The organism is Luteimonas endophytica (genome assembly GCF_029887875.1).
Lineage (GTDB): Bacteria > Pseudomonadota > Gammaproteobacteria > Xanthomonadales > Xanthomonadaceae > Luteimonas > Luteimonas endophytica.
Genome location: NZ_JARXRM010000046.1, coordinates 245,299 through 270,911, shown reverse-complemented (window position 1 = coordinate 270,911; position 25,613 = coordinate 245,299). Strand labels below are relative to the sequence as shown.

Annotated in this window: 25 protein-coding genes; 16 read left to right on the top strand and 9 right to left on the bottom strand. The window is 71.2% G+C overall.

Going from position 1 to position 25,613, the window contains the following annotated elements; translation table 11 throughout:
- Window positions 1-110: 110 nt before the first annotated feature.
- Complete coding sequence (locus QFW77_RS18860; RefSeq protein WP_280576426.1) at window positions 111-359, bottom strand: hypothetical protein; 249 nt, start codon at window positions 357-359, stop codon at window positions 111-113.
- A 199-nt stretch (window positions 360-558) separates the two neighbouring features.
- Here QFW77_RS18860 and QFW77_RS18855 point away from each other — a divergent pair, with 199 nt between their 5' ends.
- The gene (locus tag QFW77_RS18855; RefSeq protein WP_280576425.1) at window positions 559-1,620 is read left to right on the top strand and encodes a saccharopine dehydrogenase NADP-binding domain-containing protein; all 1,062 of its coding nucleotides are present in this window, start codon (window positions 559-561) and stop codon (window positions 1,618-1,620) included.
- An 89-nt stretch (window positions 1,621-1,709) separates the two neighbouring features.
- Here the strand turns inward: QFW77_RS18855 and QFW77_RS18850 are convergent, their stop codons facing one another.
- Window positions 1,710-1,931: a hypothetical protein gene (locus QFW77_RS18850; protein ID WP_280576424.1), complete on the bottom strand. Its 222-nt coding sequence runs from the start codon at window positions 1,929-1,931 to the stop codon at window positions 1,710-1,712.
- Window positions 1,932-2,277: 346 nt separating this feature from the next.
- On the opposite strand from QFW77_RS18850, the gene QFW77_RS18845 reads away from it, so the two are divergent.
- Window positions 2,278-3,279: a bifunctional helix-turn-helix transcriptional regulator/GNAT family N-acetyltransferase gene (locus QFW77_RS18845; RefSeq protein WP_280576422.1), complete on the top strand. Its 1,002-nt coding sequence runs from the start codon at window positions 2,278-2,280 to the stop codon at window positions 3,277-3,279.
- Here the strand turns inward: QFW77_RS18845 and QFW77_RS18840 are convergent.
- A complete protein-coding gene (locus QFW77_RS18840) occupies window positions 3,276-3,758 on the bottom strand; it encodes a LysR substrate-binding domain-containing protein (RefSeq protein ID WP_280576421.1) in 483 nt (160 codons plus the stop codon). The genes QFW77_RS18845 and QFW77_RS18840 overlap by 4 nt on opposite strands.
- Window positions 3,759-3,761: 3 nt before the next feature.
- Here QFW77_RS18840 and msrB point away from each other — a divergent pair, with 3 nt between their 5' ends.
- The 5 genes from msrB (at window position 3,762) to QFW77_RS18815 (ending at window position 7,057) form a co-directional block, all read left to right on the top strand.
- On the top strand, window positions 3,762-4,211 hold the full coding sequence (gene msrB, locus QFW77_RS18835) for a peptide-methionine (R)-S-oxide reductase MsrB (protein ID WP_280576420.1): 450 nt from the start codon (window positions 3,762-3,764) through the stop codon (window positions 4,209-4,211).
- Window positions 4,208-4,720 (top strand): peptide-methionine (S)-S-oxide reductase MsrA, encoded by a 513-nt coding sequence (msrA, locus tag QFW77_RS18830; protein WP_280576418.1) that lies wholly within the window; start codon window positions 4,208-4,210, stop codon window positions 4,718-4,720. The genes msrB and msrA overlap by 4 nt, the downstream gene beginning before the upstream one ends.
- Window positions 4,721-5,005: 285 nt before the next feature.
- The gene (locus QFW77_RS18825; RefSeq protein ID WP_280576417.1) at window positions 5,006-5,404 is read left to right on the top strand and encodes a YybH family protein; all 399 of its coding nucleotides are present in this window, start codon (window positions 5,006-5,008) and stop codon (window positions 5,402-5,404) included.
- Between the two features lie 171 nt (window positions 5,405-5,575).
- A complete protein-coding gene (locus QFW77_RS18820) occupies window positions 5,576-6,046 on the top strand; it encodes a MarR family winged helix-turn-helix transcriptional regulator (RefSeq protein WP_331487980.1) in 471 nt (156 codons plus the stop codon).
- The gene (locus QFW77_RS18815; RefSeq protein ID WP_280576416.1) at window positions 6,047-7,057 is read left to right on the top strand and encodes a S41 family peptidase; all 1,011 of its coding nucleotides are present in this window, start codon (window positions 6,047-6,049) and stop codon (window positions 7,055-7,057) included. It begins immediately after the preceding gene.
- A 144-nt stretch (window positions 7,058-7,201) separates the two neighbouring features.
- On the opposite strand, the gene QFW77_RS18810 is transcribed toward QFW77_RS18815, so the two are convergent.
- Together QFW77_RS18810 and QFW77_RS18805 are read right to left on the bottom strand one after the other, a co-directional pair.
- Entirely contained in the window at window positions 7,202-8,161 is a 960-nt protein-coding gene (locus tag QFW77_RS18810) for a DUF2268 domain-containing putative Zn-dependent protease (RefSeq protein ID WP_280576415.1), read from the bottom strand.
- A gap of 154 nt (window positions 8,162-8,315) precedes the next feature.
- Window positions 8,316-8,663, bottom strand: a complete 348-nt coding sequence (locus QFW77_RS18805; RefSeq protein WP_280576414.1) for a hypothetical protein — start codon at window positions 8,661-8,663, stop codon at window positions 8,316-8,318.
- Window positions 8,664-8,864: 201 nt separating this feature from the next.
- Between QFW77_RS18805 and QFW77_RS18800 the strand changes: the two genes are divergently transcribed.
- The 4 genes from QFW77_RS18800 (at window position 8,865) to QFW77_RS18785 (ending at window position 11,730) form a co-directional block, all read left to right on the top strand.
- The gene (locus QFW77_RS18800; RefSeq protein WP_280576413.1) at window positions 8,865-9,977 is read left to right on the top strand and encodes a sensor histidine kinase; all 1,113 of its coding nucleotides are present in this window, start codon (window positions 8,865-8,867) and stop codon (window positions 9,975-9,977) included.
- Window positions 9,974-10,774, top strand: coding sequence for a LytR/AlgR family response regulator transcription factor (locus tag QFW77_RS18795; RefSeq protein WP_280576412.1), 801 nt, complete (start codon window positions 9,974-9,976; stop codon window positions 10,772-10,774). Before QFW77_RS18800 ends, QFW77_RS18795 begins: the two co-directional genes overlap by 4 nt.
- A gap of 99 nt (window positions 10,775-10,873) precedes the next feature.
- Window positions 10,874-11,095, top strand: coding sequence for a DUF4287 domain-containing protein (locus tag QFW77_RS18790; RefSeq protein ID WP_280576409.1), 222 nt, complete (start codon window positions 10,874-10,876; stop codon window positions 11,093-11,095).
- Window positions 11,092-11,730, top strand: coding sequence for a glutathione S-transferase family protein (locus tag QFW77_RS18785; RefSeq protein ID WP_280576408.1), 639 nt, complete (start codon window positions 11,092-11,094; stop codon window positions 11,728-11,730). The genes QFW77_RS18790 and QFW77_RS18785 overlap by 4 nt, the downstream gene beginning before the upstream one ends.
- A 169-nt stretch (window positions 11,731-11,899) precedes the next feature.
- Here the strand turns inward: QFW77_RS18785 and QFW77_RS18780 are convergent, their stop codons facing one another.
- The gene (locus QFW77_RS18780) at window positions 11,900-12,502 is read right to left on the bottom strand and encodes a DUF2242 domain-containing protein (RefSeq protein ID WP_280576407.1); all 603 of its coding nucleotides are present in this window, start codon (window positions 12,500-12,502) and stop codon (window positions 11,900-11,902) included.
- A gap of 158 nt (window positions 12,503-12,660) precedes the next feature.
- Here QFW77_RS18780 and QFW77_RS18775 point away from each other — a divergent pair, with 158 nt between their 5' ends.
- Window positions 12,661-13,671 (top strand): glycosylasparaginase, encoded by a 1,011-nt coding sequence (locus tag QFW77_RS18775; RefSeq protein ID WP_280576468.1) that lies wholly within the window; start codon window positions 12,661-12,663, stop codon window positions 13,669-13,671.
- Window positions 13,672-13,690: 19 nt separating this feature from the next.
- Here the strand turns inward: QFW77_RS18775 and QFW77_RS18770 are convergent, their stop codons facing one another.
- Entirely contained in the window at window positions 13,691-16,111 is a 2,421-nt protein-coding gene (locus QFW77_RS18770; protein ID WP_425603391.1) for a GH92 family glycosyl hydrolase, read from the bottom strand.
- Between the two features lie 307 nt (window positions 16,112-16,418).
- Between QFW77_RS18770 and QFW77_RS18765 the strand changes: the two genes are divergently transcribed.
- Window positions 16,419-17,456 (top strand): LacI family DNA-binding transcriptional regulator, encoded by a 1,038-nt coding sequence (locus QFW77_RS18765; RefSeq protein WP_280576405.1) that lies wholly within the window; start codon window positions 16,419-16,421, stop codon window positions 17,454-17,456.
- Window positions 17,457-17,468: 12 nt separating this feature from the next.
- Window positions 17,469-18,521 (top strand): carbohydrate kinase family protein, encoded by a 1,053-nt coding sequence (locus tag QFW77_RS18760; RefSeq protein ID WP_280576404.1) that lies wholly within the window; start codon window positions 17,469-17,471, stop codon window positions 18,519-18,521.
- A gap of 57 nt (window positions 18,522-18,578) precedes the next feature.
- Here QFW77_RS18760 and QFW77_RS18755 read toward each other — a convergent pair whose 3' ends face one another.
- On the bottom strand, window positions 18,579-19,541 hold the full coding sequence (locus tag QFW77_RS18755; protein WP_280576402.1) for a glucokinase: 963 nt from the start codon (window positions 19,539-19,541) through the stop codon (window positions 18,579-18,581).
- Window positions 19,538-20,275 carry a copper homeostasis protein CutC gene (locus tag QFW77_RS18750; protein ID WP_280576401.1) on the bottom strand — a complete coding sequence of 246 codons (738 nt, stop codon included), beginning with the start codon at window positions 20,273-20,275 and terminating at the stop codon, window positions 19,538-19,540. Before QFW77_RS18750 ends, QFW77_RS18755 begins: the two co-directional genes overlap by 4 nt.
- 505 nt (window positions 20,276-20,780) lie before the next feature.
- Between QFW77_RS18750 and QFW77_RS18745 the strand changes: the two genes are divergently transcribed.
- On the top strand, window positions 20,781-23,894 hold the full coding sequence (locus tag QFW77_RS18745; RefSeq protein WP_280576400.1) for a TonB-dependent receptor: 3,114 nt from the start codon (window positions 20,781-20,783) through the stop codon (window positions 23,892-23,894).
- A gap of 175 nt (window positions 23,895-24,069) precedes the next feature.
- Window positions 24,070-25,593: a tryptophan halogenase family protein gene (locus tag QFW77_RS18740; protein WP_280576399.1), complete on the top strand. Its 1,524-nt coding sequence runs from the start codon at window positions 24,070-24,072 to the stop codon at window positions 25,591-25,593.
- Window positions 25,594-25,613 lie beyond the last annotated feature (20 nt).

The window sequence follows — 25,613 nt, the reverse complement described above, 5'->3', positions numbered from 1 at the left end:
CCGGAAGTCACGAGCCCAGGGCGCCCTCGCCGCCGTTGCCGCCCGCCGATCGGCGCCTCCGGAACTTGTTCCGTGCGGCGATTCTTCCTAGGCGCGGATCGAATGCCGGGCTACCCGGCCCTGCCCCGCCCCCGCAACCACGTCAATGCCCCTGCCGCCATCCCCTTGAACTTCGGGGCGTCGGCCAGCGGGGCGACCAGCAGCCTGTCCGGGCGCAACCGCCGTTTCACGGCATGGTAGAGCTGCGAGCGCGTCTGCGCGGTCTCGGCCAGGAACAGTCCCGGCGCGAGCTCGAGCATCCCGCCGGGGTCGGCGGGCCCGGGCAGGTCCGAGGCCTCGATGTAGACGAGGTAGAGCATCGCGCCACTCTAGCGCAGCGGCGCTGGCGACCGCGGAGGCGCGGAGCGGAGGCGCCTGCTCCGGCCAGTCGCTAAAGGATCCGACAGCGCGCACGCGCCGGCAATGGTCTGCTGGCCGGCCCGGGTTGGCCGGCAGGAAGGAGCGCGCGATGAACCGAACCATCCGCCGGACCGCAGGATCCGGCCTCCGGGGTGGCGCATGAACCCGGACGAGGTGGCGCCAGCGGTCCCGGCGCCGGGATCGTCCGCACCGGTGGCGGTGTACGGCGCCTACGGTCACACCGGCCGCTTCATCGTCGCCGAGTTGCTGCGGCGCGGACTTACCCCGGTGCTCTGCGGCCGCGACGCAGCCCGGCTCGACGCGATGGCGGCCCGGTACCCGCGGCTGGCGCGGCGGGTCGCGAAGATCGACGATTCGTCCGCTCTGGATCGCGCGCTGGAAGGCACCGCCGCCGTGATCAACGCCGCGGGGCCTTTCCTCGACACCGGCGCGGCGGTCCTCGAAGCCGCATTGCGCGCCCGGGTGCACTACCTGGACACCAGCGCCGAACAGCGCGCCGCGTTCGCGGTCTACGAGGCGTTCGCCGCGCGCGCCCGCGCGGCGGGCATCGTGGCGCTGCCCTCGGTGGCGTTCTACGGCGCGCTGGCCGACCTGCTGGCCACCGCCGCGCTCGACGACTGGCCGGACGCCGACGCCATCGACATCGCGGTGGGGCTGGACAGCTGGCACCCAACCCGGGGCACCCGGGTGACCGGCGAGCGCAACCGCTTCCGCCGCTGGGTGGTCGAGGGCGGCGACCTGCGCTTCGTCCCCGATCCCCCGCCGGCGCGGCGCTGGCGGTTTCCGGGGCCGCTCGGCACCCAGGACACGGTGCTGCTGCCGCTGTCGGAGATCGTCGCCATCGCCCGCCACCTGCGCTGCCCTGAAGTCCATGCCTACATGAACCTGGCGCCGCTGCGCGATCTGCGCGATCCGGAGACGCCGCCGCCGGTGGCGGCCGATGCGCAAGGGCGCTCCGCCCAGGCCTTCGTCATGGACGTGCAGGTGCGCCGCCGGGGGCTGGTGCGCCGCGGCGTCGCTCGCGGAACCGACATCTACGCGGTGACCGCACCGTTGATCGCGGAGGCGCTCGAACGCGTGCTGGACGGGCGCGGACCCGCGGCGGGCGCGTTTCCGAGCGCCCAGGCGTTCGACGCGCGCGATTTCCTCGCAGCGCTCGCGCCGAAGCACTTCCAGGTCGAGTTCACGACCGCCGGCTGATCCCCGCGCCGCAGCTCATGGGAGCGCGCCATGCGCGAAAACCGCGAGGTGGGCGGCGCCCGGAACCACCGTGGCCTCCGCCGAAGGCTTCAAGCCGCCGCCGCTCGCGCCGGGCGCCAGCCGAGCAACCTTGCCGGCAGCATCAGCAGCGCCTGCAGGAATGCGAACAGGGCCGAGAAGGTGACCCCGACCAGGCGGAACGGCAGTGCCAGCAGCCACGCCAGCGGCCACAGCAGCAGCGCCAGCAGGGCCAGCGGCCAGCACAGCACGAACAGGATGCACCAGGCGACGACGGCGATCAGTGTCTTCATCTCGGCTCCGTGTTGGGTGGTGGCCGATCGCGGTCACCGCTCCGGCAGATCCAGGTTGCCGGCGCCGGCAGCCGCGGGCAATCGGCATGCGACAAGCCGCCGGAACGGCCGACGGATCAGCGCATGCGCTGACGAGTGCTCCGCAGCGCCGCCCCGACTCCAGGGTTCGCCTGCGCCCGCCCCGCGGGAGCGACGGAAGTGACGATCCCGGCGATACAGCCCGCCCCGCAGGCCCACTCCCTGGTGCAGCGGGTTCCCGGGCACCCGGCCGGCTCACCCATAGGCTTGCCGTCGGGCCCGGCAGGATTTATGTTAGTCATTACGTAAGTGCCGCCGGATCATCCCCATGAGCTTCCTCTCGGTGCAGGGCACCCTCGCCCTCGCCAGCCGCCTGAAGGTGGCCAGCGAGCGCAGCTACGACCTGATCGACCAGGTCTACCGCGAACACGGCATCGGCCTGCAGGCGCGCTGGTTCCCGGTGCTGCGGCTGCTGCAGGAGCGCGGGCCGCTGAGCGTGGGCGAGATCGCCCGCGAGATCGGCCTGACCCACTCCGCCATCAGCCAGCTCGCCAACCGGCTGACCCGCGCAGGGCTGCTGCGGCGCGAACCCGCGCCGGACGACCGCCGCCAGCGCGTGCTGGCGCTCACCGAACGCTGCCAGGCCGAACTGAAGGCCGCCCGCCCGCTGTGGCAGGCGATGCGCGACACCGTCGAGCACCGCCTGATGGACATCGGCGTGGACCTGCTCGACGCGCTGTCGCGCTACGAGGCCAGCCTCGATGCGCAGCCGCTGCCGGCGGAGGTGGCGCAACGTCTGCGCCAGCGCCAGGCCGGACAGGTCCGCATCGTGCCGTTCGCGCCGCAGTGGCGCGCCGACTTCTACCGCCTCAACGCCGAATGGCTGGCGAAGTACTACCAGATCGAACCGATCGACCACGCCGTGCTGTCGGAACCGGAGCAACGCATCCTCGCGCCGGGCGGCGCGATCCTGATCGCCCTGGTCGGCGAGGAGGCGGTCGGCACCTGCGCGCTGATGCTGGAGGCGCCCGGCGTGTACGAACTGACCAAGATGGCGGTGACCGAGCGCCACCAGGGGCTGGGCATCGGCCGCAGGCTGATGGAGGCGGCGATCGCCGAGTTCGAACGGCTGGGCGGCCGCGAACTGTTCCTGGAGTCGCAGAAACGCCTGCAGCCGGCGCTGCGGCTCTACGAGAGCGTGGGCTTCGAACTGCAGCCGGGGGTCAAACCCGGTACCCACTACCAGCGCGCGGACGTCTACATGATCTACCGCGGGCCACGGGATGGCGGACGGCAGCACGGCCAAGCCGGGAGCCGAGAGTCGGCCTAGCCCAGATCGGCGATGTATTCGCGCAGCCACCGGTGCGCGGTTTCGCGGTAGGCGCGCTCGTGCCAGAGCATCGACATCCCGAAACCCGTGACCTCGACCGGCGGCTCGACCACCCTCAACGCGCAAGCGCCCCGCACCGGTCGCGAGGGCACCATCGCCACCAGGTCGGTCCTGGCCAGGATGGCGAGCAGCGCCAGGAAGTGCGGCACCGTGAGCACCACCCGCCGGGCCAGCCCGTGCGCCTCGAGCGCCTGGTCCGTGGGGCCGGAGAATCCGCCCCCATCCGGCGAGCCACCGGATGCTCGAGCCGGCAGACCTGCGCGCCGGCGTGGGCCGCCTGCGCAGGCGCGGGTGCCCCGCCCTGCCCGCAAGCTTCGATCGCACGCGCCGGTGACCCGCCCGCGGGTCGATTGAAATTCCGGCCCAGGGCGCGCATATGAAGGGGCATCCGCGCCCTCCCCCGCGCGATCACGGAGCACAGCATGGCCAGCTACGGCAAGTCGGAGGAAGCCATCGCCCGGTTGACGCCCGAACAGTTCCGCGTGACCCAGCAGAACGGCACCGAGCGGCCCGGCAGCGGCGAATACCTGGGCAACAAGGCGCCGGGCATCTACGTGGACATCGTCTCCGGCGAGCCGCTGTTCGCCTCGTCGGACAAGTACGAGTCCGGGTGCGGCTGGCCCAGCTTCACCAGGCCGATCGAACCGGCCAACGTCGCCGAACTCGGCGACGACAGTCACGGGATGCGACGCGTCGAGGTGCGGTCCGCGCACGGCGACAGCCATCTGGGCCACGTGTTCCCCGACGGCCCGGCCGACCGCGGCGGCCTGCGCTACTGCATCAATTCGGCATCGCTGCGCTTCGTGCCGCGCGAGCGCATGGAGGCGGAAGGCTACGGCGCCTACCTCGACCAGGTGGAGGACGCCCGATGAGCACCGAACGCGCCGTCTTCGCCGGGGGCTGCTTCTGGGGCATGCAGGAGCTGATCCGCAGGCTGCCCGGCGTGGTCTCCACGCGCGTGGGCTACACCGGCGGCGACGTCGAAAACGCCACCTACCGCCACCACGGCACCCATGCCGAGGCGATCGAGATCGTCTACGACCCCGACGCGACCAGCTACCGCGCCCTGCTCGAGTTCTTCTTCCAGATCCACGATCCCACCACCCCCGACCGCCAGGGCAACGACCGCGGCCCGAGCTACCGGTCCGCGATCTTCTACCTCGACGACACCCAGAAGGCGATCGCCGAAGACACCATCGCCGACGTCGACGCCTCCGGCCTGTGGCCCGGCAAGGTGGTCACCGAGGTCGCGCCGGCCGGCGCGTTCTGGGAAGCCGAACCCGAGCACCAGGACTACCTGCAGCGCTATCCCGACGGCTATACCTGCCACTTCGTCCGCCCCGGCTGGGTGCTGCCGCGGCGACACGCCACGGCAGAGTAGAAAAGTCGAGCTTTGCTTGATCCCGCTCGTATCCGGCGGCCCGACATCCTCGATCACGGCGCCGACCGCCGGCACCTCCTCGTCGTAGTCGAAATCCGGGCTGCCGTCCCTGTGGCAGCGGCCGAAACGGATGCCCGGTCGCCAGCGGATGTCCGGGCCCGCATCTTCGCCGACGCGGTCGAAATGCCTCGTGCCCGTTCGTCGTCGAGGCAGGTGCGCCGGCCGATCCCGGCCGGCGCGGCGACCAGGCGCCGGCGGGGCGCCGCCCATCCAGGAGGAGCAACGATGAAAGAGGAGATCCGGCAACTCGTGGAACGCTGGCAGGCGGCCATCCGGGCCGGCGACATGGATGGAATCCTGGCGGACCATGCCGAAGACGTGCTCATGTTCGACGTGCCCGAACCGCTGCAGGCGGAGGGCAAGGCCGAGTACCGCAAGACCTGGGAGCTGTTTTTCCAGTACGGGAAGCCCGGCAAGGACGTGTTCACCATCGAGGACCTGCGAATCACCGCTGGCAGCGAGGTCGCGTTCTGTACCGGACTGCTGCGCATCGGCGGCTCGGCACACCCGGTCTGCCGGCTCACCCTGGGGCTGACCCGGGTGGACGGCCACTGGCGGATCGCCCACGAGCACCATTCCGCGCCGCATGCGCTGCAGCCCGCGCCCCGCCGCGACGCGAGCTGACCGAGGGAAACGTTGCGCTTGGCGGTTGGCCGGCGCACCGCATGACCCGCCTCGCGAGGGCCGGGGACGTGCGCGCGCGGCGGGCGCCCGCGGGGGCGTGCCCATCTTCTCTTCTTGACCCGGCGCCGGCGATATGTAACAGTGCTTATACATAAGCACTGTTGAATTGCCGTGGAAGCGACCCTGGGGACCCGCCTGCGCCACCTGCTGCAGCTGCTCGACGGCGGCGTCGAGCGCAGCTATCTGGCCGCCGGGCTGGTCGATTACCGCCCGCGCTACACCCCGGTGGTCCGCGCGCTGCAGGCGCACGGCCCGCTGAGCATCCGCTCCCTGGCCGACGCGGCCGGGCTCAGCCATTCCGCACTCAGCCAGACCGTCGCGCAGATGGAGCGCGCCGGCTGGGTGCGCACCGAACCGGACAGCGACGCCCGCTCGAAACGGGTGCTGATGTCGCCGGCGCTGATCGAGGCGCTCCCCCTGCTGGCCGGACACTGGGAAGCCACCGCGCGCGCCGCCGCCGGCCTCGACCGGGAGATCGGCGCGGCGCTGGCCGACGTCGCCGCCGCCGCCATCGCCGCGCTGGAGCGCCGCCCGTTCGACGACCGCATCCGCCATGCCATTCCCAAGCGAGGAAAGAAGTAGATGACACTGCAGCCCCTCCTGCTCGCTGCCGCCCTGCTGGCCGCGTCGATCGCCGGCGCCGTCGAGGCACGCGAGGACAACGCCGCCATCGTGCAGCGGGTCGCGGACCTGATCGAGCACGAGTACGTCGATCCGTCGCTCGGCCGCAGCATCGCCGATGCGCTGCGCCACGAACTGGCCGGCGGCGGGTTCGCGGCGGAGTCCGACGAGGCCCTGGCGACCGCGCTCACCGCGACCATCCGCGACATCTCCGGGCCCGGCCACCTGTACGTGGAAGTCGACCGCACTCCCGCTGCCGCCAACGCCATCGACACCGGTGCCGATTCCGACTTCGACCGCCGCGAGCGCGAGCGCTACTACGGGCCGCAGCTGAACTTCGGCTTCCGCAAGGTCGAGCGATTGGACAACAACATCGGCCTGCTCGAACTGAGCGTGTTCGCCCCGGTCGACATGGGCGGCGACACCGCCGTCGCCGCCATGCAGTTCCTCGCGAACACCGAAGCCCTGGTGATCGACCTGCGCGGCAACGGCGGCGGTCACGGCGAGATGGCGAACCTGCTCACTTCGTACCTGTTCGACCGCGGCCAGCACCCGCTGAGCGGCGTATACGCGCGCAAGACCGGCGCGACCACGCCGCAGCACACCCACCCCTACGTGCCCGGGCCGCGCTATGGATCCGACAAGCCGGTCTACCTGCTCACCTCGCCGCGCACCTTCTCCGCCGCCGAAGCGTTCACCTACGACCTGCAGGCGCTGGGCCGGGTCACCGTCGTCGGCGAGCCCTCCGGCGGCGGCGCCAACCCGTTCGAATACCGCGGCGTGGGCCGTGCCCTGGTGCTCTGGCTCGAGACCGAGCGCTCGGTCAACCCGCTGACCGGCGGCAACTGGCAGACCGTGGGCGTGCAGCCGGATGTCGCCGTGCCGGCGGGCAAGGCGCTGGAGACCGCATTGGCGATGGCGCGCGAGGCGGCGGGCGCGCCGGAACCGCCGCAGCCCCCGGGACAGCCCTGACCGCACCCGGGCGATCCGCTCCTGCTTCCTCGGCGCGGTTGGGCGCGGGCTCGCGCGGCAGGCCTCGACCTGCAGCCTGGCGCCTGGCTGCCGGCCGGAGCGGATGACGGCGGGCGCCGTCCCCGTGGCGTCCGCACCCCCGGGCTAGCGGTCGCCGGATGCCGGCAGCGACGCCACCGGCAGCGGCGGCAGGGTCATGCCCGGGGTCCAGCCGCTCTGCTGCAGGAACGCCTCGGGATCGTCCATGGCGAAGATGCGCGCCAGCGCCGCGCGCTTGTCCGCGGCGTGCAGGTAGTACGCCTTGGCGACGCGATAGCCCACCCAGTAGCCGAGGTCGTAGGGCGCGTCCGAGCCGGGGGTGTAGTCGAACACCCATCCGTCGAGTTCGGTGCTGTCCTTGTCGGCGAGGAAGGCGGTCTCGATCTCCTGCTCGCGGCCGCGGGTCCATTCGGCATGACGGCCGTTGCCCACGCCGCCCGAGATCAGTTCGGAGACGAACTCGGCCGCGCCCTCCACCAGCGACAGCCGCAGTACCGTGGCGCGAGGGTCGCCGGGCGCGGGAGGGTCCTTGGCGGCGACCTGCTGGATGTGGGCGTACTCGTGCGCGATCACGTGCACGAATCGATCCTCGGGATCGGGATGCATGAAGTCGGCGGCGCACAGCGCCTCCAGGCCGATGGTCACGCCGGTCGGCGCGGTGATGCCCACCGGTCGGCCGCGGCCGACCACGATCGCCACCGGTGGAAACTCCGCTTCGGGATACAGCTGCGCCAGCCTCTCCAGTGCGTCCGAGACGCGCCGGGTCACCGCCGGCAGCAAGGCCAGGCAGCGCCTGGCGTCGTCGTACATCGCCGGATCCTCGGCGATGCGCTGGGCCATCCGCGCCCCGGTGACGCGCCTGAGCCGCGCGAACTCCCGCAGGCTCTCGCTGCCTTCGGCCAGGTAGGCGTCCAGCTGCGCCTCGCCCGGCCGGCCGTTCTCCGCGTCGTAGAGCGCATAGAACCGGGTCACGTCCTCGGTGAGGATCTCTGGCTCGACCGCCGGCGCGCGCGGAGCGGCGAAGCAGGACAGGGCGAACGTGAACGCGAGCAGGACTCTTCGCATGAGGCCTCCGGGGTTGAAGGTTCCAGTATCTCCAGCCATCGCGATGGCGGCAGACCCATTGGTCACGACTGCGGGAAGCGCGACACCCGCGGCGGCGGGCGGCACCCCAAGATGGCGCCAGCGCCGCCCTTGCCGGCGCCCCTCTCGCGCGCGCTCAGCGGGACTTTCCGTCCCTCGGCGTCAGCCGCAGTCGCCAGTGCCGGCAGACATCGACATCGCGATAGAGCACCGAGCGGCCGCCGCGGAACACGATCCGGAAGTCGCGCCGGCAACCGCCATCAGGCAGCTCCACCGTGATGGCACGCCCTCCTCCGCGCAGCGGCGGGCCGAGGGCGACGTCGACGAACTCGCCGCCGCCGGCCGTCGCCACCGCGAGCGAGACCACGCTGTCGTGAGCGGCATTGACCAGCTCGAAGCGGCGCAGTGGCCTGGGCTCGCCGGCAACCAACGGCGCGGCAACGGCCAGGGCGATGAAGGCGGACAGGGCGGTGAGCATGCGCATGGGCTTCTCCGGCTTGGTCAGGGGGCCGGAAGCGCGCTAGCGCCCCGGACGGGCCCATCTGGCCGGAACCGCGTACCGCGCGGAAAGCGATCCGGGACCGATCGTCGTGGCGCGGCGGCGAATCGTAGCGGCGCGACGACCCGGCTTCCCAGCGCCGGACACCGCGCCTACGATGCCCCTGCCCCACCTCGAGCCAGAGCGATGACGATCCGCCTCGGCGACACCGAAATCGGGCTGTTGCGCTATCTCTGCCTGTGGCTGGTGGTCGTGGTGGTGTTCGCCGTGCAGGGCGCGGTGCACGATGCGGTCAATGCAAGTCTGTGGCCGCCGTGGGTCTACCTTCGGTGGTCGATGATTCAATGGCTCAGTTGGGCGGTGCTGGCACCGCTGGTGTTCCGCCTCTCGGCCCGCTACCCCGGCGACGGTTCCCGGCGTTCGCAGGCCCTGGCAGCGCAGTTCGCGGCGAGCATCGGCGTTACCCTGCTGGCGCTGGTGATCGGCGCGGCCGTCTCGGCCTGGTTCGAACCCAGCCCGTTCCCGGAGCAGCTGGCGCAATTCATCAGCAAGCACGCGGCCATCGGGATGCTCACCTACTGGGCGCTGTTCGCGATCCAGCAGGCGCTGCACTTCCGCGCCGAGAAGACCCGCCGTGAAGTGGAAGCGAGCCGGCTGGCGACGGAACTGGCGCAATCGCGCCTGCAGGCGCTGAAGTCGCAGCTGCAGCCGCATTTCCTGTTCAATACGCTGCACGCGATCGTGACCCTGCTCGACGAGGACAAGGTCTCGGCCGAGGACATGTTGCTGCGCCTGAGCGAGCTGCTCCGCGCGTTTCTCGAGGAATACGACGGCCAGGAGATCAGCCTGCGCCAGGAACTGGCCCTGCTCGACCTCTATCTCGGCATCCAGCGCACCCGCTTCAAGGACCGGCTGGCGACGCGGGTCTACGTGGCGCCCGACACGCTCGACTGCGCCGTGCCGAGCCTGTTCCTGCAGCCGATCGTCGAGAACGCGATCCGCCACGGCATCGGCCAGCGCGTGGGTACCGACTGCATCGAGATCGAAAGCCGGCGCGAGGGCGACATGCTGTGCCTGGAAGTGCGCAACCGCAACAGCAGGCTCGATGGCGAGCCCGGCCAGGCCCTGGGACACGGCATCGGCCTGTCCAATACCCGGCTGCGCCTGCGAGAGCTGCACGGCGACGCCGCGCAGGTCCGGCTCGACATGCTCTGGCCGGAGGGCGTCTCCTGCCGCGTCCGCATGCCGTTCCGCGAGCTCGAGGCCGGGGAGGACGCTCCCGAGGTGGCGCTGGCATGAGCATCGCCGCGCTCGTGGTCGACGACGAGCCGATCGCGCGCCACGCGATCGTGCGCCTGCTGCGCGAGGACCCCGGCATCGAACTGGTGGGAGAGCGGGGCGACGGCGTCTCGGCGGTCGAGGCGATCCGCGCTCTGTCGCCGGACCTCGTGTTCCTGGACATCCAGATGCCGGCGATCACCGGCCTGGACGTCGTCGCGACGATCGGTGCGGCGCGAATGCCGGCGACGGTGTTCGTCACCGCCTTCGAGCAGTACGCGGTGCAGGCGTTCGAGGCGAACGCGGTCGACTACCTGGTCAAGCCGTTCAGCCGCGAACGGTTCGCCGCCACCCTCCTGCGCGCGAAAGCCCGGCTGTCGGCTGCCGCCTGGGCGATGCAGCCCGCCGCGCAGATGCAGCGGCTGCTGGACGCGTTGCGTTGCCGCGACTACCTGGAACGGCTTCCGGTGCGGTCGGACGAGCACGTGATGTTCGTCGCCGTCGACGATATCGTCTGGATCAGGGCCAACCGCAATACCGTGCTGATCCACCTGACCAACCGGGTGCACGAGATGCGTGAGACGATGACCGCGCTCGCCGCGCGGCTGGATCCTCGCCATTTCGTCCGGGTGCATCGTTCCGCGCTGGTCAATGTCCGCCGCGTGAAGACCATCCACCCCTGGTTCAACGGCTACCACGTCGTGACGATGGACACCGGCCAGCAGCTGCGCATGAGCCGCTACCAGCACGAGGCGTTCCTGCAGTTGGTCGGGGAAAGGCCCGGCCCGAAGGGGGTTTCTTTCCCCGGGGGCCAGTAGCCCCGGCCGGGGCTGTCCAACCGTCCCAGTCCCACGCGGTCGAATCGCCGCCCGCCCGTTCGTCGGTCAGGGGTCAGCCGCATTCGTCAAGGAGCGAACATGGACAAGACCGCGCCGGTCAAGGGCCCCGCGTCGTACTTTCCTTCGATCGAGAAGACCTACGGCAAGCCGGTCGCGCACTGGTTAGCGCTGCTCGACGGCGTCGCCGGGCTCCGCCACGGCGAGCAGGTCGCCTTCCTCAAGGCCACGCACGGGCTCGGCCATGGCCACGCCAACGCGCTGGTGGCCCATCACCGCGCCCGCACGGGGAGCGCCGGATGAAGCTGCTCTTCAGCCGCAACCCGAACCCGCGCCTGGCCGTGGCGGTGGCGCGCTACCTGCAGGCGCCGATCGACTACGAGTTCGCCGCGCCGCTGGCGCCCGGCCAGGCCGAGCGCTACCGCCCGCTGAACCCGTGCCTGCGCCTGCCGATCCTGGTGGTGCCGGAAGGCAGCCTGTGGGAAGCCGACGCGATCGCCTGCCGGCTTTCGGGCGAAGCCGGTTCGCGGTTCTGGCGCACCGGCGCCGAGACGCCGCGGATGATCCAGTGGCTGAGCTGGGGCAAGGAGAACTTCGTCCGCGCCTGCGACACCGTGCAGTTCGAGTACGTCACCAAGCAGCGCTACGCGCTGGGGCCGGTCGATCCGGGCAAGGCGACGGAGGGGCGGGCGCTGTTCGCCGACTCGGCCGCCCTGCTCGAGGCGCAGCTGGCCGCGCGCGAATGGCTGCTCGACGACGGCATCTCCTACGCCGATTTCCGCATGGCCTCGTTCCTGCCGCACCACGAGATCGCCGGACTGCCACTGCGGGGTTATCCGGCCCTCGCGCGCTGGTACGGCCAGCTCGAGGCGCTGGACGCCTGGCGCGATCCGTTCATCGGGCTGGACGCGCCGGATCTGCCGCCGGTGCCGCGCTGAGTGCGCGTGCTCCACCGGGAACCGACCACCCCGTCCTGCGAGCGCCAACGCTCCTACAGGTTCGCGGCCTCGGACGCGAGTCGGTCTCGGGGACCTCCGCAAGCCGTCCGCAAGAACAGGCGCTCCAGCATGCCGCGCCACTGCGAGAATCCCGCTTTCTGCGCCGACCTTACGGAATGACCGGATCGGGCGGACGGTCGGGCTCCGGCTCGGGCGCCGCATGCGCCGGGGTGCCGGGCAGGTAGAACGCCAACCGGTCGAACAGGCGGCTGTAGAACTCCTGGTTCTGCACGGTGTTGCTGCCCACCCGCACCAGGTTGGCGTTGCTGCCGCCGATCGGGATCGGCAGCGAGACCGAGCCGATCATGCTCACGCCGACGCTCGCGGAACTGGACTGGGCCTTGAGCGCGTAACGCTCCTGCACCGCGTTGATGAACACGATCGAGCCCCCCTCGGCCCTCGGCACGCAGGTGGTGCGCACGGCGAGCTGGGTGTGGATGTCGGACTCGGGCTGGAAGTTCTTGGTCGCCTCCACCGTCTCCGCCGTCATCCCGGCGATCGCGTAACCCTGCCCCAGCAGCGCGCGCCGCGCGGACTCGCAGGCCACCGCGGGCGACACCGGATAGCTGCGCGAGTACGTGTCCTCGGCACCGAATACCTCGCCCAGCGGCGGCGCCTGCGACCTGCTGCGGTCGGAGCCGCAGCCGGCGACCAGCACGGCGAGCGCGACAGTCAGCACGACGGATCGAGAGGTCCGGTTGAAGGAGGACATGGGGATGGGCTTCCTGGAAGCACGCGAGTGTAGCGGTGGCGCCGTGGAAGCCGACTGAACGCCGCGGAAGCGGGCCGGCGCGGACCGGCACGGGCCGGATGCGAGGGTATGATCGGCAGGGTTCCTGCCGATCCACCGACCTTGCGACCTTGCCGATGATGCGCCTCCGCCGCGACTTCCTGCGCCTGCTCGGCCTGAGCGCCGCCCTGCCCGCCCTGCCGGCCGCGGCCGCCACGAACGGCGACGGCGGCAACCGCCCGGTGGTGGTCTCGACCTGGAATTTCGGCGAAGCCGCCAATGCGGCCGCGTGGGAGATCCTGGCAGGCGACGGCGGCGCGCTGGACGCGGTCGAGGCCGGCGCGCGCGTGCCCGAGGCCGATCCCGGCAATCACTCGGTCGGCCTGGGCGGCTATCCCGACCGCGACGGGCACGTGACCCTGGACGCCTGCATCATGGATCACGCCGGCAACCTGGGGGCGGTCGCCTGCCTCGAGGATGTCGTGCACGCGGTGTCCGTCGCCCGCCGGGTGATGGAAAAGACGCCGCACGTGCTGCTGGTCGGCGACGGCGCGCGACGGTTCGCCGCATCCGAAGGCTTCCCGCGCCAGAACCTGCTGACGCCGGAAGCAAAGCGCGCCTGGCAAGAGTGGCTGGCGACCGCCGAATACCGCACCCGCCCCAACAGCGAGCAGGACCCCCGCTACACGCTGCCCGACGCGCTGCCGGGCGGCGAGCGCAACCACGATACGATCGGCATCCTGGCGCTGGACCGGGCCGGCCGCCTCGCCGGCGCCTGCACCACCAGCGGCATGGCGTTCAAGATGCGCGGACGGGTCGGCGACTCGCCGATCAGCGGCGCGGGCCTGTTCGTAGACGGCGAGGTCGGCGCGGCCAGCGCCACCGGCGTCGGCGAGGAATGCCTGCGGATCTGCGGCTCGCATACCGTGGTCGAACTGATGCGCCAGGGCCGCTCGCCGGAACGGGCCTGCCGGGAGGCGGTGGAGCGCATCGCGCGGCGCTATCGCACGCCGCGCGAGGACCTGCAAATGGCCTTCGTCGCGCTGCGCGGCGACGGCCGGGTCGGCGCCTGCGCCCTGCAGCCGGGTTTCAGCTACGCGCTCCGGACCACGGCCGGCACGCGCGTGGTCGAGGCGCCGAGCCTGCTCTGAGCCGCCGCGGCGCCGGCGATCACCGGGTGTCGGGACAGGCCGCCGGCGGCAGCTCGCCGGGGCGGGTGCCCCAGGCCGCTTCGGCGGGGTCGTCGGTCAGCGCGAACGCGAGCACGCCACCGCCGCGCAGCCGCTCCCAGTCGAGCCAGACCTGCGGCTGGGGGCGTCCGTTCCAGCTGACCATCCGCACGAAGCGCGGCTTGCCGTCGCCGGCGCCGGGCGCCTCGATCCGCAGCGTGCGTCCGCCGCCCAGGTCGAGCTCGATGCGCGGATGGCGCGGGGCGTGCAGGACGAAGCGGCCGGTGCCGGGCGTCACCGGGTACATGCCGATGGCGCTGAACAGGTACCAGGCCGACATCGTGCCCAGGTCGTCGTTGCCGGTCACGCCGTTGGGCGCGTTGGTGAACAGCGTCTGCGCCGCGTGCAGCACGGTCGAGGTCTTCCACGGTTCGCCCAGCAGCGTGTAGATCCAGGGCGCGTGCAGGTCCGGCTCGTTGTTCGGGTTGTAGCGGAACTGGTTGTAGTAGCTGTATGGGCCGACCACCCAGTCCTTGCGCGCGGCGGCGGCGGGATCGGCGCGCAGGGCGTCGAGCGCAAAGAACGCATCGAGCCGATGCAGCGCCTGGTCGCGACCCTGCATCGCCTGCGCCAGGCCCGGCAGGTCCTGCTGCACCAGCCACTGGTACTGCCAGGCCGTGCCCTCGTGGAAACCGTGGTGCGAGCGCGGGCTGTAGTGGCCGTCGGCCGGCTGGTACCAGCTGCCGTCGTCGAGGCGGGGCCGCGGAAAGCCGGTGAAGCCGGTGTCCTCATCTCGCACCTGCCGATCCCACACGTTGCGCCAGTTCCCCCCGCGCCGCAGCAGTTGCCGCGCATCGTCCTCCTTGCCCAGCGCAGCGGCCATCTGCGCCAGCGAACAATCGGCCAGCGCGTACTCGAGCGTGGCCGAACCGCCGTGGTGGGGATCGACGTCCATGCCCTTCGACGGCCAGGTGCGGTCGTATTGCACGAAGCCGTCGCTGAGGTAACGCGCGTTGCCCGAGCGCCCGGCGTGGCGGGAGTTGTGCGGCGGCTCGCCGAACGCGTTCTGGCGCAGCGCGGCGTACGCCTGCGCCTCGCGGCCCTCGAGCGCGCCCAGGCGCCACAGGTCGACCAGGAACGGGGTGACCGGGTCCCCGGTCATGATGTTGGTCTCGAAGCTCGCGTAGCCCCAGCGCGGCAACCAGCCGCCCTGCTCATGAATCGCCAGCACCGAACGGGCGATGTCGCGCGCCTGCCGCGGGCGCAGCAGCGCGAGCAGCTGGTTCTGGCTGCGGTAGGTGTCCCACAGCGACAGGTACTCGTGGTAGGTCCAGCCCTCGGCGCGGTGGATACGGTTGTCGTAGCCGCGGTAGCGGCCGTCGGCGTCGCTGCCGGTCATCGGCTGCAGCAGCGCGTGGTAGAGCGCGGTGTAGAACACGGTGGCATCGTCGGCCCCGGCGCCGGGGATACGCACGCTGCGCAGTTCCTCGTTCCAGGCGCGCGTGGCGCGCTCGCGCATCGCGTCGAACCCGAGCAGGCGTCCGTCGTCCATCCCGTCCGCGCGGAGGTTGACGCGCGCGCCCTCGGCATCGACGTGGGAGATGGCCGAGACCAGCGTGACCGCGCGCGCGCCGCCGGTGTCGAAGCTGAGCCAGGCGCCGTTCGGCTTCGCCTCGCCTTCCATGTTGTGGCGCGCGCCCGGCAGCCCGCCGGCCTCGCCCCAGACGCCGTGCGCCTGGAAGGGGCGATCGAACTCCAGCCGGAACCAGGTGGTGTACTGGTGCCCGCCGCAGAAGCTCTTAGTGGTGACGCGCCCCTCCACGACACGGTCGCCCACGATCTCGACCGCGCTGCCGATCACCGAATGACGCTCGTTGGCCTGGCCGAGGTTCACCAGCACGTGGCCCCGCCGCGCATCGGCCGGGAACGTGTAGCGTTCCGCCGCGGCACGCACGAGCGCGGTCGCCTCGGCATCGATGCCGCCGTAGTCGGTCAGGCGCACGCGGTAGTAGCCGGCCTGCCCGACCTCGCCGTCGTGGGTGTAGCGTGCGCCGTATTCGCGTTGGTCGAAGGCCTCGGCGTTGCCGGTATCGAAGTCTCCGCCGGGACCGATCCGTCCGGTCACCGGCAGCACCGACACCTGCCCGCCCTGCTCCCAGCAGCCGGCACCGGAGATGAAGGAATGGCCGAACCCGCGGATCTGCGGATCGTCGTAGCGCCAGCCGGAATAGTGCGAGCCGATCGGGCTCACCTGGATCTTGCCGAACGGGGCTGAGGCGCCGGGGAAGGTGTTGCCGTCGTCCTTGGTGCCGATGAAGGTGTTCACCAGCGCGGCGCGATCGACCTCCTCTGCCACGGCGCCGGCCACCGGCAGCGCGCAGGCGAGTGCGGCGGCCGCCAGGCGGGATGCGACCGCCCGCAGGAAGAAAGAAGGCTCGGCGGGGGCCGGGCCGGAAACGCCGCGACCGGTGGCGGTGGGCGCCCCGGGAGCGCTGAAACGGGACGGCGGGGGAAGGAGGGGCAGCTGGGCAGCGGGCATCGCGGAGTCCCCGGAATCTGGATTTGGATCGATTGAATTCGCGGAATTCACTATTTGGAACGATCTAAATTGAACATACTCGCGCGCCGATTTCATGCTGCCATGCAGCATCGCCCCGCCCCTTGCGGGGGTGGGGAGGGATGCCGCAGGATGCTGGGCTTGGATCGATCTAAACGCAGCGGGGAGCGGTTTGGACAAACGCCGTCGGATCACCCTGAACGACATCGCCCGGGCCTGCGGGGTGTCGCGCGCCACGGTGTCGCTGGTGCTGCGCGGCAGTCCCCTGGTGCATCCGGAAACGCGGCGCCTGGTCGAAGCGGAGATGCAGCGGCAGGGCTATGTCTACAACCGCGCTGCGGCCAACCTGCGCCAGCGGGTGTCGAGCGCGGTGGCGCTGGTGATCAACGACCTGTCCAACCCGTTCTTCGCCGAATTCGCCGCCGGAGTGGACGAGGCCCTCGGTGCCAAGGGCTACGTCACCCTGCTCGGCAGCAGCAACGAATCCCCCGCCAGGCAGCGGCAGGTCCTCGGCTCGCTGATGGAGCACCATCCGGCGGGAATCATCCTGTCGCCCGCCGAATCGAGCATGGCGAGCGACGTGGCGCTGGCGATCGGCCGGCACACGCCGCTGCTGGTGTTCAACCGGCAGCTGACCGGCGATGCCGAACCCGGCTTCGAGTACGACTTCCTCGGCCTGGACAACCGCGCCGGTACCCGCGCCGCCACCGCGCGCCTGATCGCGCTCGGACATCGCCGGATCGCCTTCTACGGCGGGCACGCCGGTTCGAGCTCCTGCCGCGAACGGCGGATCGGCTACCAGGAGGCGCTGCGCGAGGCCGGCATCGCGCCCGACGAACGCTGGCTGATCGAAACCGCGCCCACGCGGCTGGAAGCGAACGCGCACGCCGACGCGCTGCTCGCGCTCGAACCCGCACCGACCGCCGCGGTCTGCTACAACGATGCCGTCGCCCTGGGCCTGATGCTGGGCCTGGTGCGGCTCGGCCGCCGGCCCGGCGAGGACTTCGCCGTCACCGGCTTCGACGACATTCCCGAGGCCGCCGTCGGCATCCCACCGCTGACCACGGTGAGCGCCGCGCCGCGCCAGCGCGGACGCCAGGCCGCCGAACTGCTGCTTCAGCGCGCCGCCTCGCCATCCATCCCGGGACGCTCGGTCATCGTCCCGGTCCACCTCACCGAACGCGACAGCGCGCCGGCGCCCGCGTCCTGACCGGCCGCGGCCATGCCCGACCCATCCCCGCCCGCACCGGATCTCCCCTCGACCCATGGGCACACCATCGTCTGCTTCGGCGAGGCGCTGATCGATTTTCTCGCCGGGCCCGTGGTCGAGGGCGAGGCGCGCGCGTTCCGCCAGTTCGCGGGCGGCGCGCCGGCCAACGCCGCGGTCGCGGTGGCCAGGCTCGGCGGGCGCAGCGAATTCGTCGGCATGCTGGGCGAGGACATGTTCGGCGACTTCCTGCTCCACAGCCTGCGTGCCGCCGGCACCGGCACGCGCTACGTGCGCCGTACGGGGCAGGCGAAGACCGCGCTGGCGTTCGTGTCGCTCGACGCCGATGGCGAACGCAGCTTCAGCTTCTACCGGCCGCCCGCCGCGGACCTGCTGTTCCGCAGCAGCGACTTCGACCCGGCCTGCCTGTCGGAGTGCAGCATCTTCCACGGCTGCAGCAACAGCTTGACCGACCCAGACATCGCCGCCGCCACGCTGGCGGGGATGGCGCTGGCGCGCGACGCGGGCGCCCTGGTGAGCCTGGACCTCAACCTGCGCCCGGCCCTATGGGCCCGCGCCACGCCCGCCCTGCCGATGCTGTGGCAGGCGCTGGAGGCGGCCGACCTGGTGAAGCTTGCGCGCGAGGAACTCGAGTACCTGGAACAGGGCCGGGATGGCGGCGGGGACGTCATCGCGAGGCTGCTGCGCGCATCGCGCCTGGTCGTGGTCACCGATGGCGCCGCGCCGATCCGCTGGTGGACGCGGAGCGACAGCGGCGAACTCGCCTCGATCGCGGTGCGGGCGGTCGACACCACCGCTGCCGGCGATGCCTTCATCGGCGGGCTGCTGTCGCGTCTGCAGCAGGCCGGGGTCGATGCGCGCCGCTTCGACGGGTTTCTCGACGACCGCGCCGCCGTCGTCCGCTGCCTGCGCTACGCGGCGGCCTGCGGCGCGCTGGCCGTCACCCGGCACGGCGCGTTCGCGGCGCTGCCCACGCATGCGGAAACGTGCGCGCTGCTCGCGGCGGCGGTGGCGCACGCATCCGCCGCGCCGCAGGCGTTCGCCTGAGCCGCGCGTGGCGCAGGGCGGATATCGCCCCCTCCCGCATGCTGCACGGTCGCAGCGCTAGCCGCGCTGCACGAACCAGCTCGCCGCGCCGATCACGCCCAGCGCAGGATCCTCGATCAACCGCACCGGGATGCGCTCCAGGACCGGACGCATGACGTCCTTGTCGACCAACCGCTGTGCGAACGTGCTGCCGAGCAGCCAGCCGCGGATCTTCGACGGCACGCCGCCCGCCACGAACACGCGCGTGGCCGCAGTCACCATCGCCAGGTCACCCACCACGCTGCCGAGCAGTCCGCAGAACATCCCGATCGCCTCGATCGCGTGCGCATCCGCACGATCGTCGGCCGCGGTCACGATCTGGTCGGACGAGCGCCAGCGCGGCCGGGCACCGTCGATCGCACACAAGGCCCGGTAGAGATTCGCAAGTCCCGGTCCGGAGACCGCATGGCCGACGCCGACGTGTCCCGCACCGGCGCGCATCCAGTGGCCGAGCACGGCCAGTTCGCGCAGGTTGCCCGGCGCCAGCGCCACCTGCTGCGGCTCGCAGGGGAGCACCAGGGTGCGACCGTCGCGGGTGACGCGCAGCGCCCCGCCCAGCCCCGTGCCGGGGCCGAGCAGCAGGCTGGTGCCCGGCTCCGGCGGCATGGGCGCGCGCGGGGTCAGCAGCACGGTGTCGGCCTCGTTCATGCACTGCCAGGCGTGCGCCACCGCGACGAAGTCGTTGACCGCCGCCACCTCGCCGAAGCCGACCGCGCGCAGGTCCGCGGTGTCGATCGGCCACGGCACGTTGCGGCTGAAGATGCGATCGCCGTCGACCAGGCCGGCGACCGCCAGCGCCAGCGCCGGAGCCCCGCGGGCGTGGCCCATGAAGTCCGCGAGGATCGCGCGCAGCGATGGATGCTGCGCGCACAGGTAGCGGCGCTGCGCGAGCACTTCGATGCGGCCGTCGCTGCATGCGCGCACCCAGGCCAGGCGCGCATTGGTGCCACCGATGTCGGCGGAAACGAACGGGGCGCTCACGTCGCCTCGGCCGCATGCAGGGCGGCGAGCAGGGCGCGGATGCGCGCGCCATCCGCGCGCAGTTCGCCGCCGTCCATGCCCAGTGCGGGGTCGGCCGGGACGCGCATGCGCGTCGGACACGAGCGCTTCGCCGAGGCATGGAATTCGCGCGCGCGGGTGTGGGCTGCGAGCCGGGCGATGTTGTCCGGCGTGATGCCGGCCCCGGGCATCACGACGATGCGTTCGCCGGCCTGTTCGACCAGGCGACGCAGCATGCCGGCGCCGGAGATGGCGTCGGTGGCGCCGCCGGAGCTGAGCACGCGCCGGAATCCCAGCCCGACGATCGCCTCCAGCGCAGCAGGCATGTCGGGGCACAGGTCGATGGCGCGATGGAAGGTGGTGTCGAGCGCACCGGCCGCGTGGAGCAGGTCCCGGCACCGGGCCACGTCGACCTCGCCGCGCGCGGTCAGCGCGCCGACCACCACGCCGTCGCAGCCGCTGGCGGCGCAATGCGCGATATCGGCGAGCATGGTCTCGTGTTCCGCGTCGCTGTAGCAGAAGTCGCCCGCGCGCGGCCGGACCAGGACGTGCACCGGCAGCGCGACCCGCTTGCGCACGCCGGCGATCGCGCCGGCCGAAGGCGTCAGCCCACCCGATTCCAGCGCCGCGCACAGTTCCACCCGCGTGGCGCCGGCCGCCTGCGCGGCCTTTGCCGACGCCAGCGAGTTCGCGGCGATCTCCAGCGTCCAGGTCATGGCCGCGGCACCATGCCGGCCACGAGGGGGCCGTGGTCGCAGGGGGCGCGCGCGCGCGGCGCGCGGCCGGTGGCGGTGGGAAATCGGATCGTCATGCCGGTCCGGGGGGCGCGGCGGGGCGCCACGGCGGCCACGATCCGCAGCCGGGCGCGCCCGGTCAAGCGATGGGTCCCGGAAACCGGCCGAGCGCACTCGGGTCCACGCCTCGGGAAGCCGCCATCTTCAGCTTGTCCTTCCAGCGGTTGCATCGCATGGCACCGCGTCGCCACCACGCCCTCCGGTCCCTGCTGCAGGGCAGCATGCGTCGTACGACGCGTCATGCTACATCTTTGCACGCCGAATTAGATCGATCCAAACCGGAGCGCGGCGTCACCTGCGGGGTCTAGCGATTCCGCCGGTGGGCTGGTTGCCGCACCTTCCGACCCGCCGGCCGGGCGCTTTTTTGGATCGATCCAAACAACACAGACGCGCATCGTCCATCCGTGCTTTGGAGAGGGAGACAGTGATGAAGTTGATGCCATACACACCGGGCCGGACGTCGCTGTCCGCCGCCATCGCATTCGCCCTGACCGCGATGGCCGCCCTGCCTGCACCGTCGTTCGCGCAGGAGGCCGCCGGCACCCCGGCCGACGCGGAGGAGGCGACGCCCGCCACCGCCGACGCCACCACCCTTGATGCGGTCCAGGTGACCGGCTACCGCTACGCCATCGAGAAAAGCCTCGACCAGAAGCGCAACGCCAATGCGATCGTCGAGGTGATCACCGCCGAAGACGTGGGCAAGTTCCCCGACAAGAACGTGGCCGATGCGCTGCAGCGCGTGCCGGGCGTGATCGTGACCCGCAGTGGCGGCGAAGGCAAGAATGTCAGCGTCCGCGGCTTGTCCTCGGAGCTGACGCTGACCCAGTTGAACGGCAACTACATCGCCACCGCAGAATCCAACGGCGACCCGACCCGCTCGTTCAACTACATGCTGCTGCCCTCGAACATGCTCTCCAGCGCAGAGCTGTTCAAGACGCCGGAAGCGCGCATCGACGAAGGCGGCATCGGCGGCACGGTCATCCTGCACACCCGACGTCCGCTGGAGATGGAATCCAATACCGGCTTCGTCTCCGTCGAAGGCACCCGCGCCGACACGACCGGCAAGAACGACGGGCAGTTCTCGGGCTCGTACGCGTGGCATGACGACGAAGGCCGCTTCGGCGTCTTCGTCGGCTACTCCGACCAGACGCGCACCACGCGCACCATGGGCGCCGACACCGAAAGCTGGCAGTGGTACGGCCGCGACGAAGGCGGCACCGCGGTCGACGTCAACGGGCGACCGTCGGACTTCAACTCGAACTGGTGGGGCGGCACCGGATTCTGGGACCAGAACGGCAACTACTACACCGGCTTCATGATGCCGACCTCCGTCAACTTCAACGTTCGCGAAGAGGAACGCGAGCGCAGGGGCGGCCAGGTGACGCTGCAGTTCAAGGCGACCGACAACCTGACCCTGACCGCGAACTATTTCCGGTTCGAGCTCTCTCAGGATTCGCAGACCAGCACCCTGAAGGTACCGGAGTGGAACATCGCCCGGTACTTCGGCGACGGCAACTGGCGCGGCGGCCGCCTGCTCGACCGTCTCCACTTCGACCCGAGCGGCACCATCGTCACCGGGGCGGACTACAGCCTGCATCCGGGCAAGACCTACTACTGCAGCGAGGAAGAGGCAGCCGCCGGCGGCATGGCGCCGGGCGGCTGGGGGTCCGATGACTGCACCGTTCCGACCCCGCAGATCACCGGCAGCTACAACGTCGAGGAGTCGCTGTCGCAGACCGCCGATTTCGCCGCGGAGTGGCGTGGTGAATGGCTGGACCTGTCCTTCAAGGCAGGCCGCACCTGGGCCGAGGGCGGCCCCGACCTGCAGTTCTCGGTGCCGATCAAGCCGCGCCGCCAGAACGCGGACGGCAGCTGGAGCCTCGGCAACTTCGCCAGCGCATGGGACCTGACCGGCACGCCGTCGATGACCTTCTCGCCGGAGCTGATGCAGAACCTCGCCGCCGGCATCCTCCAGGTCGACCTCGGTTCGACCGGTTCGTCCTGGACCCGCAACAGCACCGAACAGAACCATGCCCAGCTCGATGGCACCTGGCACACCGCAGGCGGCTTCCTGGAGTCGGTCCAGTTCGGCTTCAAGGGCCGCGACGGCGGCATCAGCCGCAGCACCGGCAACAGCTACTGGGTGTGCCCGGGCACCGACCCGGCGGACTACGACAACCGCTTCTGGAACGGCCGCTGCAACGACGTCGCCACCCAGTTCTCGCCGGACTTCCTGTACCCGCTGGGCAACCTGCCGGGCGGCATCCAGGCCAGCGCATACCCGGCGATCGACTACCCGGCCTACATCGCCTACCTCAACGGCACCTACGGCCCGGTGCAGCGGCGCGACGAGGACAACTTCGTCTACAACGTCGACGAACGGATCTACTCCACCTACCTCCAGGCCAATTTCCGTACCGACCGCCTGCGCGGCAACCTCGGCGTCCGCATCGCGCGGACCCGGCAGCATGCGGACTCGACCGACAAGGTGACCAACTACACCGACTACTTCTTCGACGGCAGCGACGGCAACCCGCTGCCGTGCCAGCAGGGCGCTTCCATGCCCGGCGGCGCGCCCGCGGATACCTACTGCGGAAGCGAGGGATACTGGAGGCTCTCGGACAGCGTGGCGCGGCCCGAGTCGTTCGAGGTCAGCGCGCTCGACCGGACCTACACCGACGTTCTGCCCAGCTTCAACCTGGCCTACGACCTGACCGACGCCCTGGTGCTGCGCGGCGCCGCGTCCAAGGTGGTGGCGCGCCCGAGCTACAGCGACATCGCAGCGCCCGGCAGCCTGGAGTACTACAGTCCGGAATACGTCGCCGATCGCCGCCTGACCGGCGGTGCCGGCGAACAGGGCTGGTACGGGTCGGGCAGCAACAAGGGGCTCGAACCGTACGAGGCGACCCAGTACGACGTCGGCCTGGAGTGGTATTTCCAGCCCGGTTCGGTGCTCGGGCTGGGCCTGTTCCGCAAGAACGTGAGCAACTTCGCGGTGCCGGTGATCTCGGATGTGGAGATCGAGGTCGACGGCGAGACCGTGACGGTGCAGAACTATGCCACCGATGCCGGCGGCCGCGACGCGGTGTCGCAGGGCGTCGAGCTGTATGCGCAGCACACGCTCGACTTCGGTCTCGGCTTCCAGTTCAACTACACCTACAACGACACCAACGAGGCGGCGATCACCCTCGAGGACGGCACCGAGCTCGGCGAGTCGCCGCTGGTCGGCAGCGCCAAGAACCAGACCAACTTCACGGTGTTCTACGAGGCGCACGACCTGCTGCTGCGCGCCTCGTACAACCGTCGCGGCGAAGTCGTGCAAGGCCTGGTCAACGGCCTGAACGTCTACGACGAGCCGTACCAGCAGATCGACCTCAACGCCGCCTACAACATCACCCCGGCCCTGAGCATCAGCGCGTCGGTCCTGAACGTGACGGAAGAAGAGACGCGCTCGCACCTGGGCAACGACACCAAGGACCGCTTCTATTCCAACGGCTACGCCGGCCGCGTGACGTACCTGGGCCTGACCTACAAGTTCTAGTGCTTTTGCCTTCGCGCACCCGCACGGGGGCTTCGGTTCGCGCGCCGGCGATGTTGGATCATCGCCGGCGGCTCCTCTTCCACCCGCGCGCTGCGCGCGGCACACTCCGACCGGCACCCCCTGCGATGACCCGACCCTGCCCCGCACCGCCGCACCCCTGTCGCCGGATGGCCTGGTGACGGATCGCGACGCCCGCATCCGCCGCATCGTCGTAGTCGGTGGCGGCAGCGCCGGCTGGATGTCGGCGGCCGCGCTGGCCACCTACCTGGGTCGTGGGGCCTCGGTGCGGCTGGTGGAGTCCGAAGAAATCGGCATCGTCGGCGTGGGTGAGGCCAGCGTGCCGCACCTGAAGACCTTCAACGGCGAAGTGCTCGGGATCGACGAGGCCGAATTCCTGATCGCCACCCAGGGCACTTTCAAACTGGGCATCGAGTTTCGCGACTGGGGCCGCATCGGCGATACCTACATGCACGGCTTCGGCAGGATCGGCCGCTCGATGGGCCCGCTGCCGTTCCACCAGTTCTGGCTGAAGCGGTTCCTCGCCGGGCGCGCGCCGGACATTGGCGCGTACACGCTGCAGACGGTGGCCGGGCCGCTGGGCAGGTTCGTGGCCGGCGCGCCGGACGCGCCGTCCGGCTCGCCGCTGGCCGACGTCGCCTACGCCTACCACTTCGACGCCGGCCGTTACGCGCGCTTCCTGCGGGCGCTGGCGGAGCGCCGCGGCGCGACGCGCACCGAGGGCCGGGTCGTCGACGTGGCGCGGCGAGGCGGCGACGGATTCGTCGAGGCCGTCGTGCTGGAGAGCGGCGAACGCGTCGAGGGCGACCTGTTCGTCGACTGCTCGGGATTCCGCGCCCTGCTGATCGGAGACGCGCTGGGCACCGGCTACGTCGACTGGCGCCAGTGGCTGCCCTGCGACCGGGCGATGGCGGTGCCGAGCGCGAACACCGGTCCGCCGGCCCCGTACACGCGCGCCACCGCCCGACCTGCGGGCTGGCAGTGGCGCATCCCGCTGCAGCACCGCACCGGCAACGGCTACGTCTACGCCAGCGACCACCTCAGCGACGACGAGGCGGCCGCGACCCTGCTGTCCAGCCTCGACGGCGAGGCGCTGGCCGAGCCGCGTCCGCTGCGCTTCAACACCGGCATGCGGCGCGAGTTCTGGCGCGCGAACGTGGTCGCACTCGGTCTGGCGAGCGGCTTCATGGAACCGCTCGAATCGACCAGCATCTACCTGGTGCAGTCCGGGCTGCAACGCCTGCTCGGCCTGTTCCCCGACCGGGGCTTCGACCCGCAGCTGGTGCGGCGCTACAACCGCGAGACGACGTTCGAGTACGAACGCATCCGCGATTTCCTGGTGCTGCACTACCACGCCACCGAACGCGACGACAGCCCGTTCTGGGACCGCTGCCGCACGATGCCGGTGCCGGAGCCGCTGCAGGAGACGATCGCGATGTTCCGCCGCGACGGCCGCTACTTCCGCCACGGCGACGACTTCTTCGCCCTGCCCAGCTGGGTGCAGGTGATGCTGGGACAGCGGATCGTGCCAGCCGGCTACCATCCGATCGTGGACGAGATGCCGGAGGCGGCCCTGGATGCGTTCCTCGATCGCGTGCGCGAGGACATCGCGCGCGCGGCCGGGGGGATGCCGGCGCATCAGCGGTTCATCGATCGCTACTGCAAGGCGCCGGCCCCATGACCGCACCGTCGTTGGTCCGC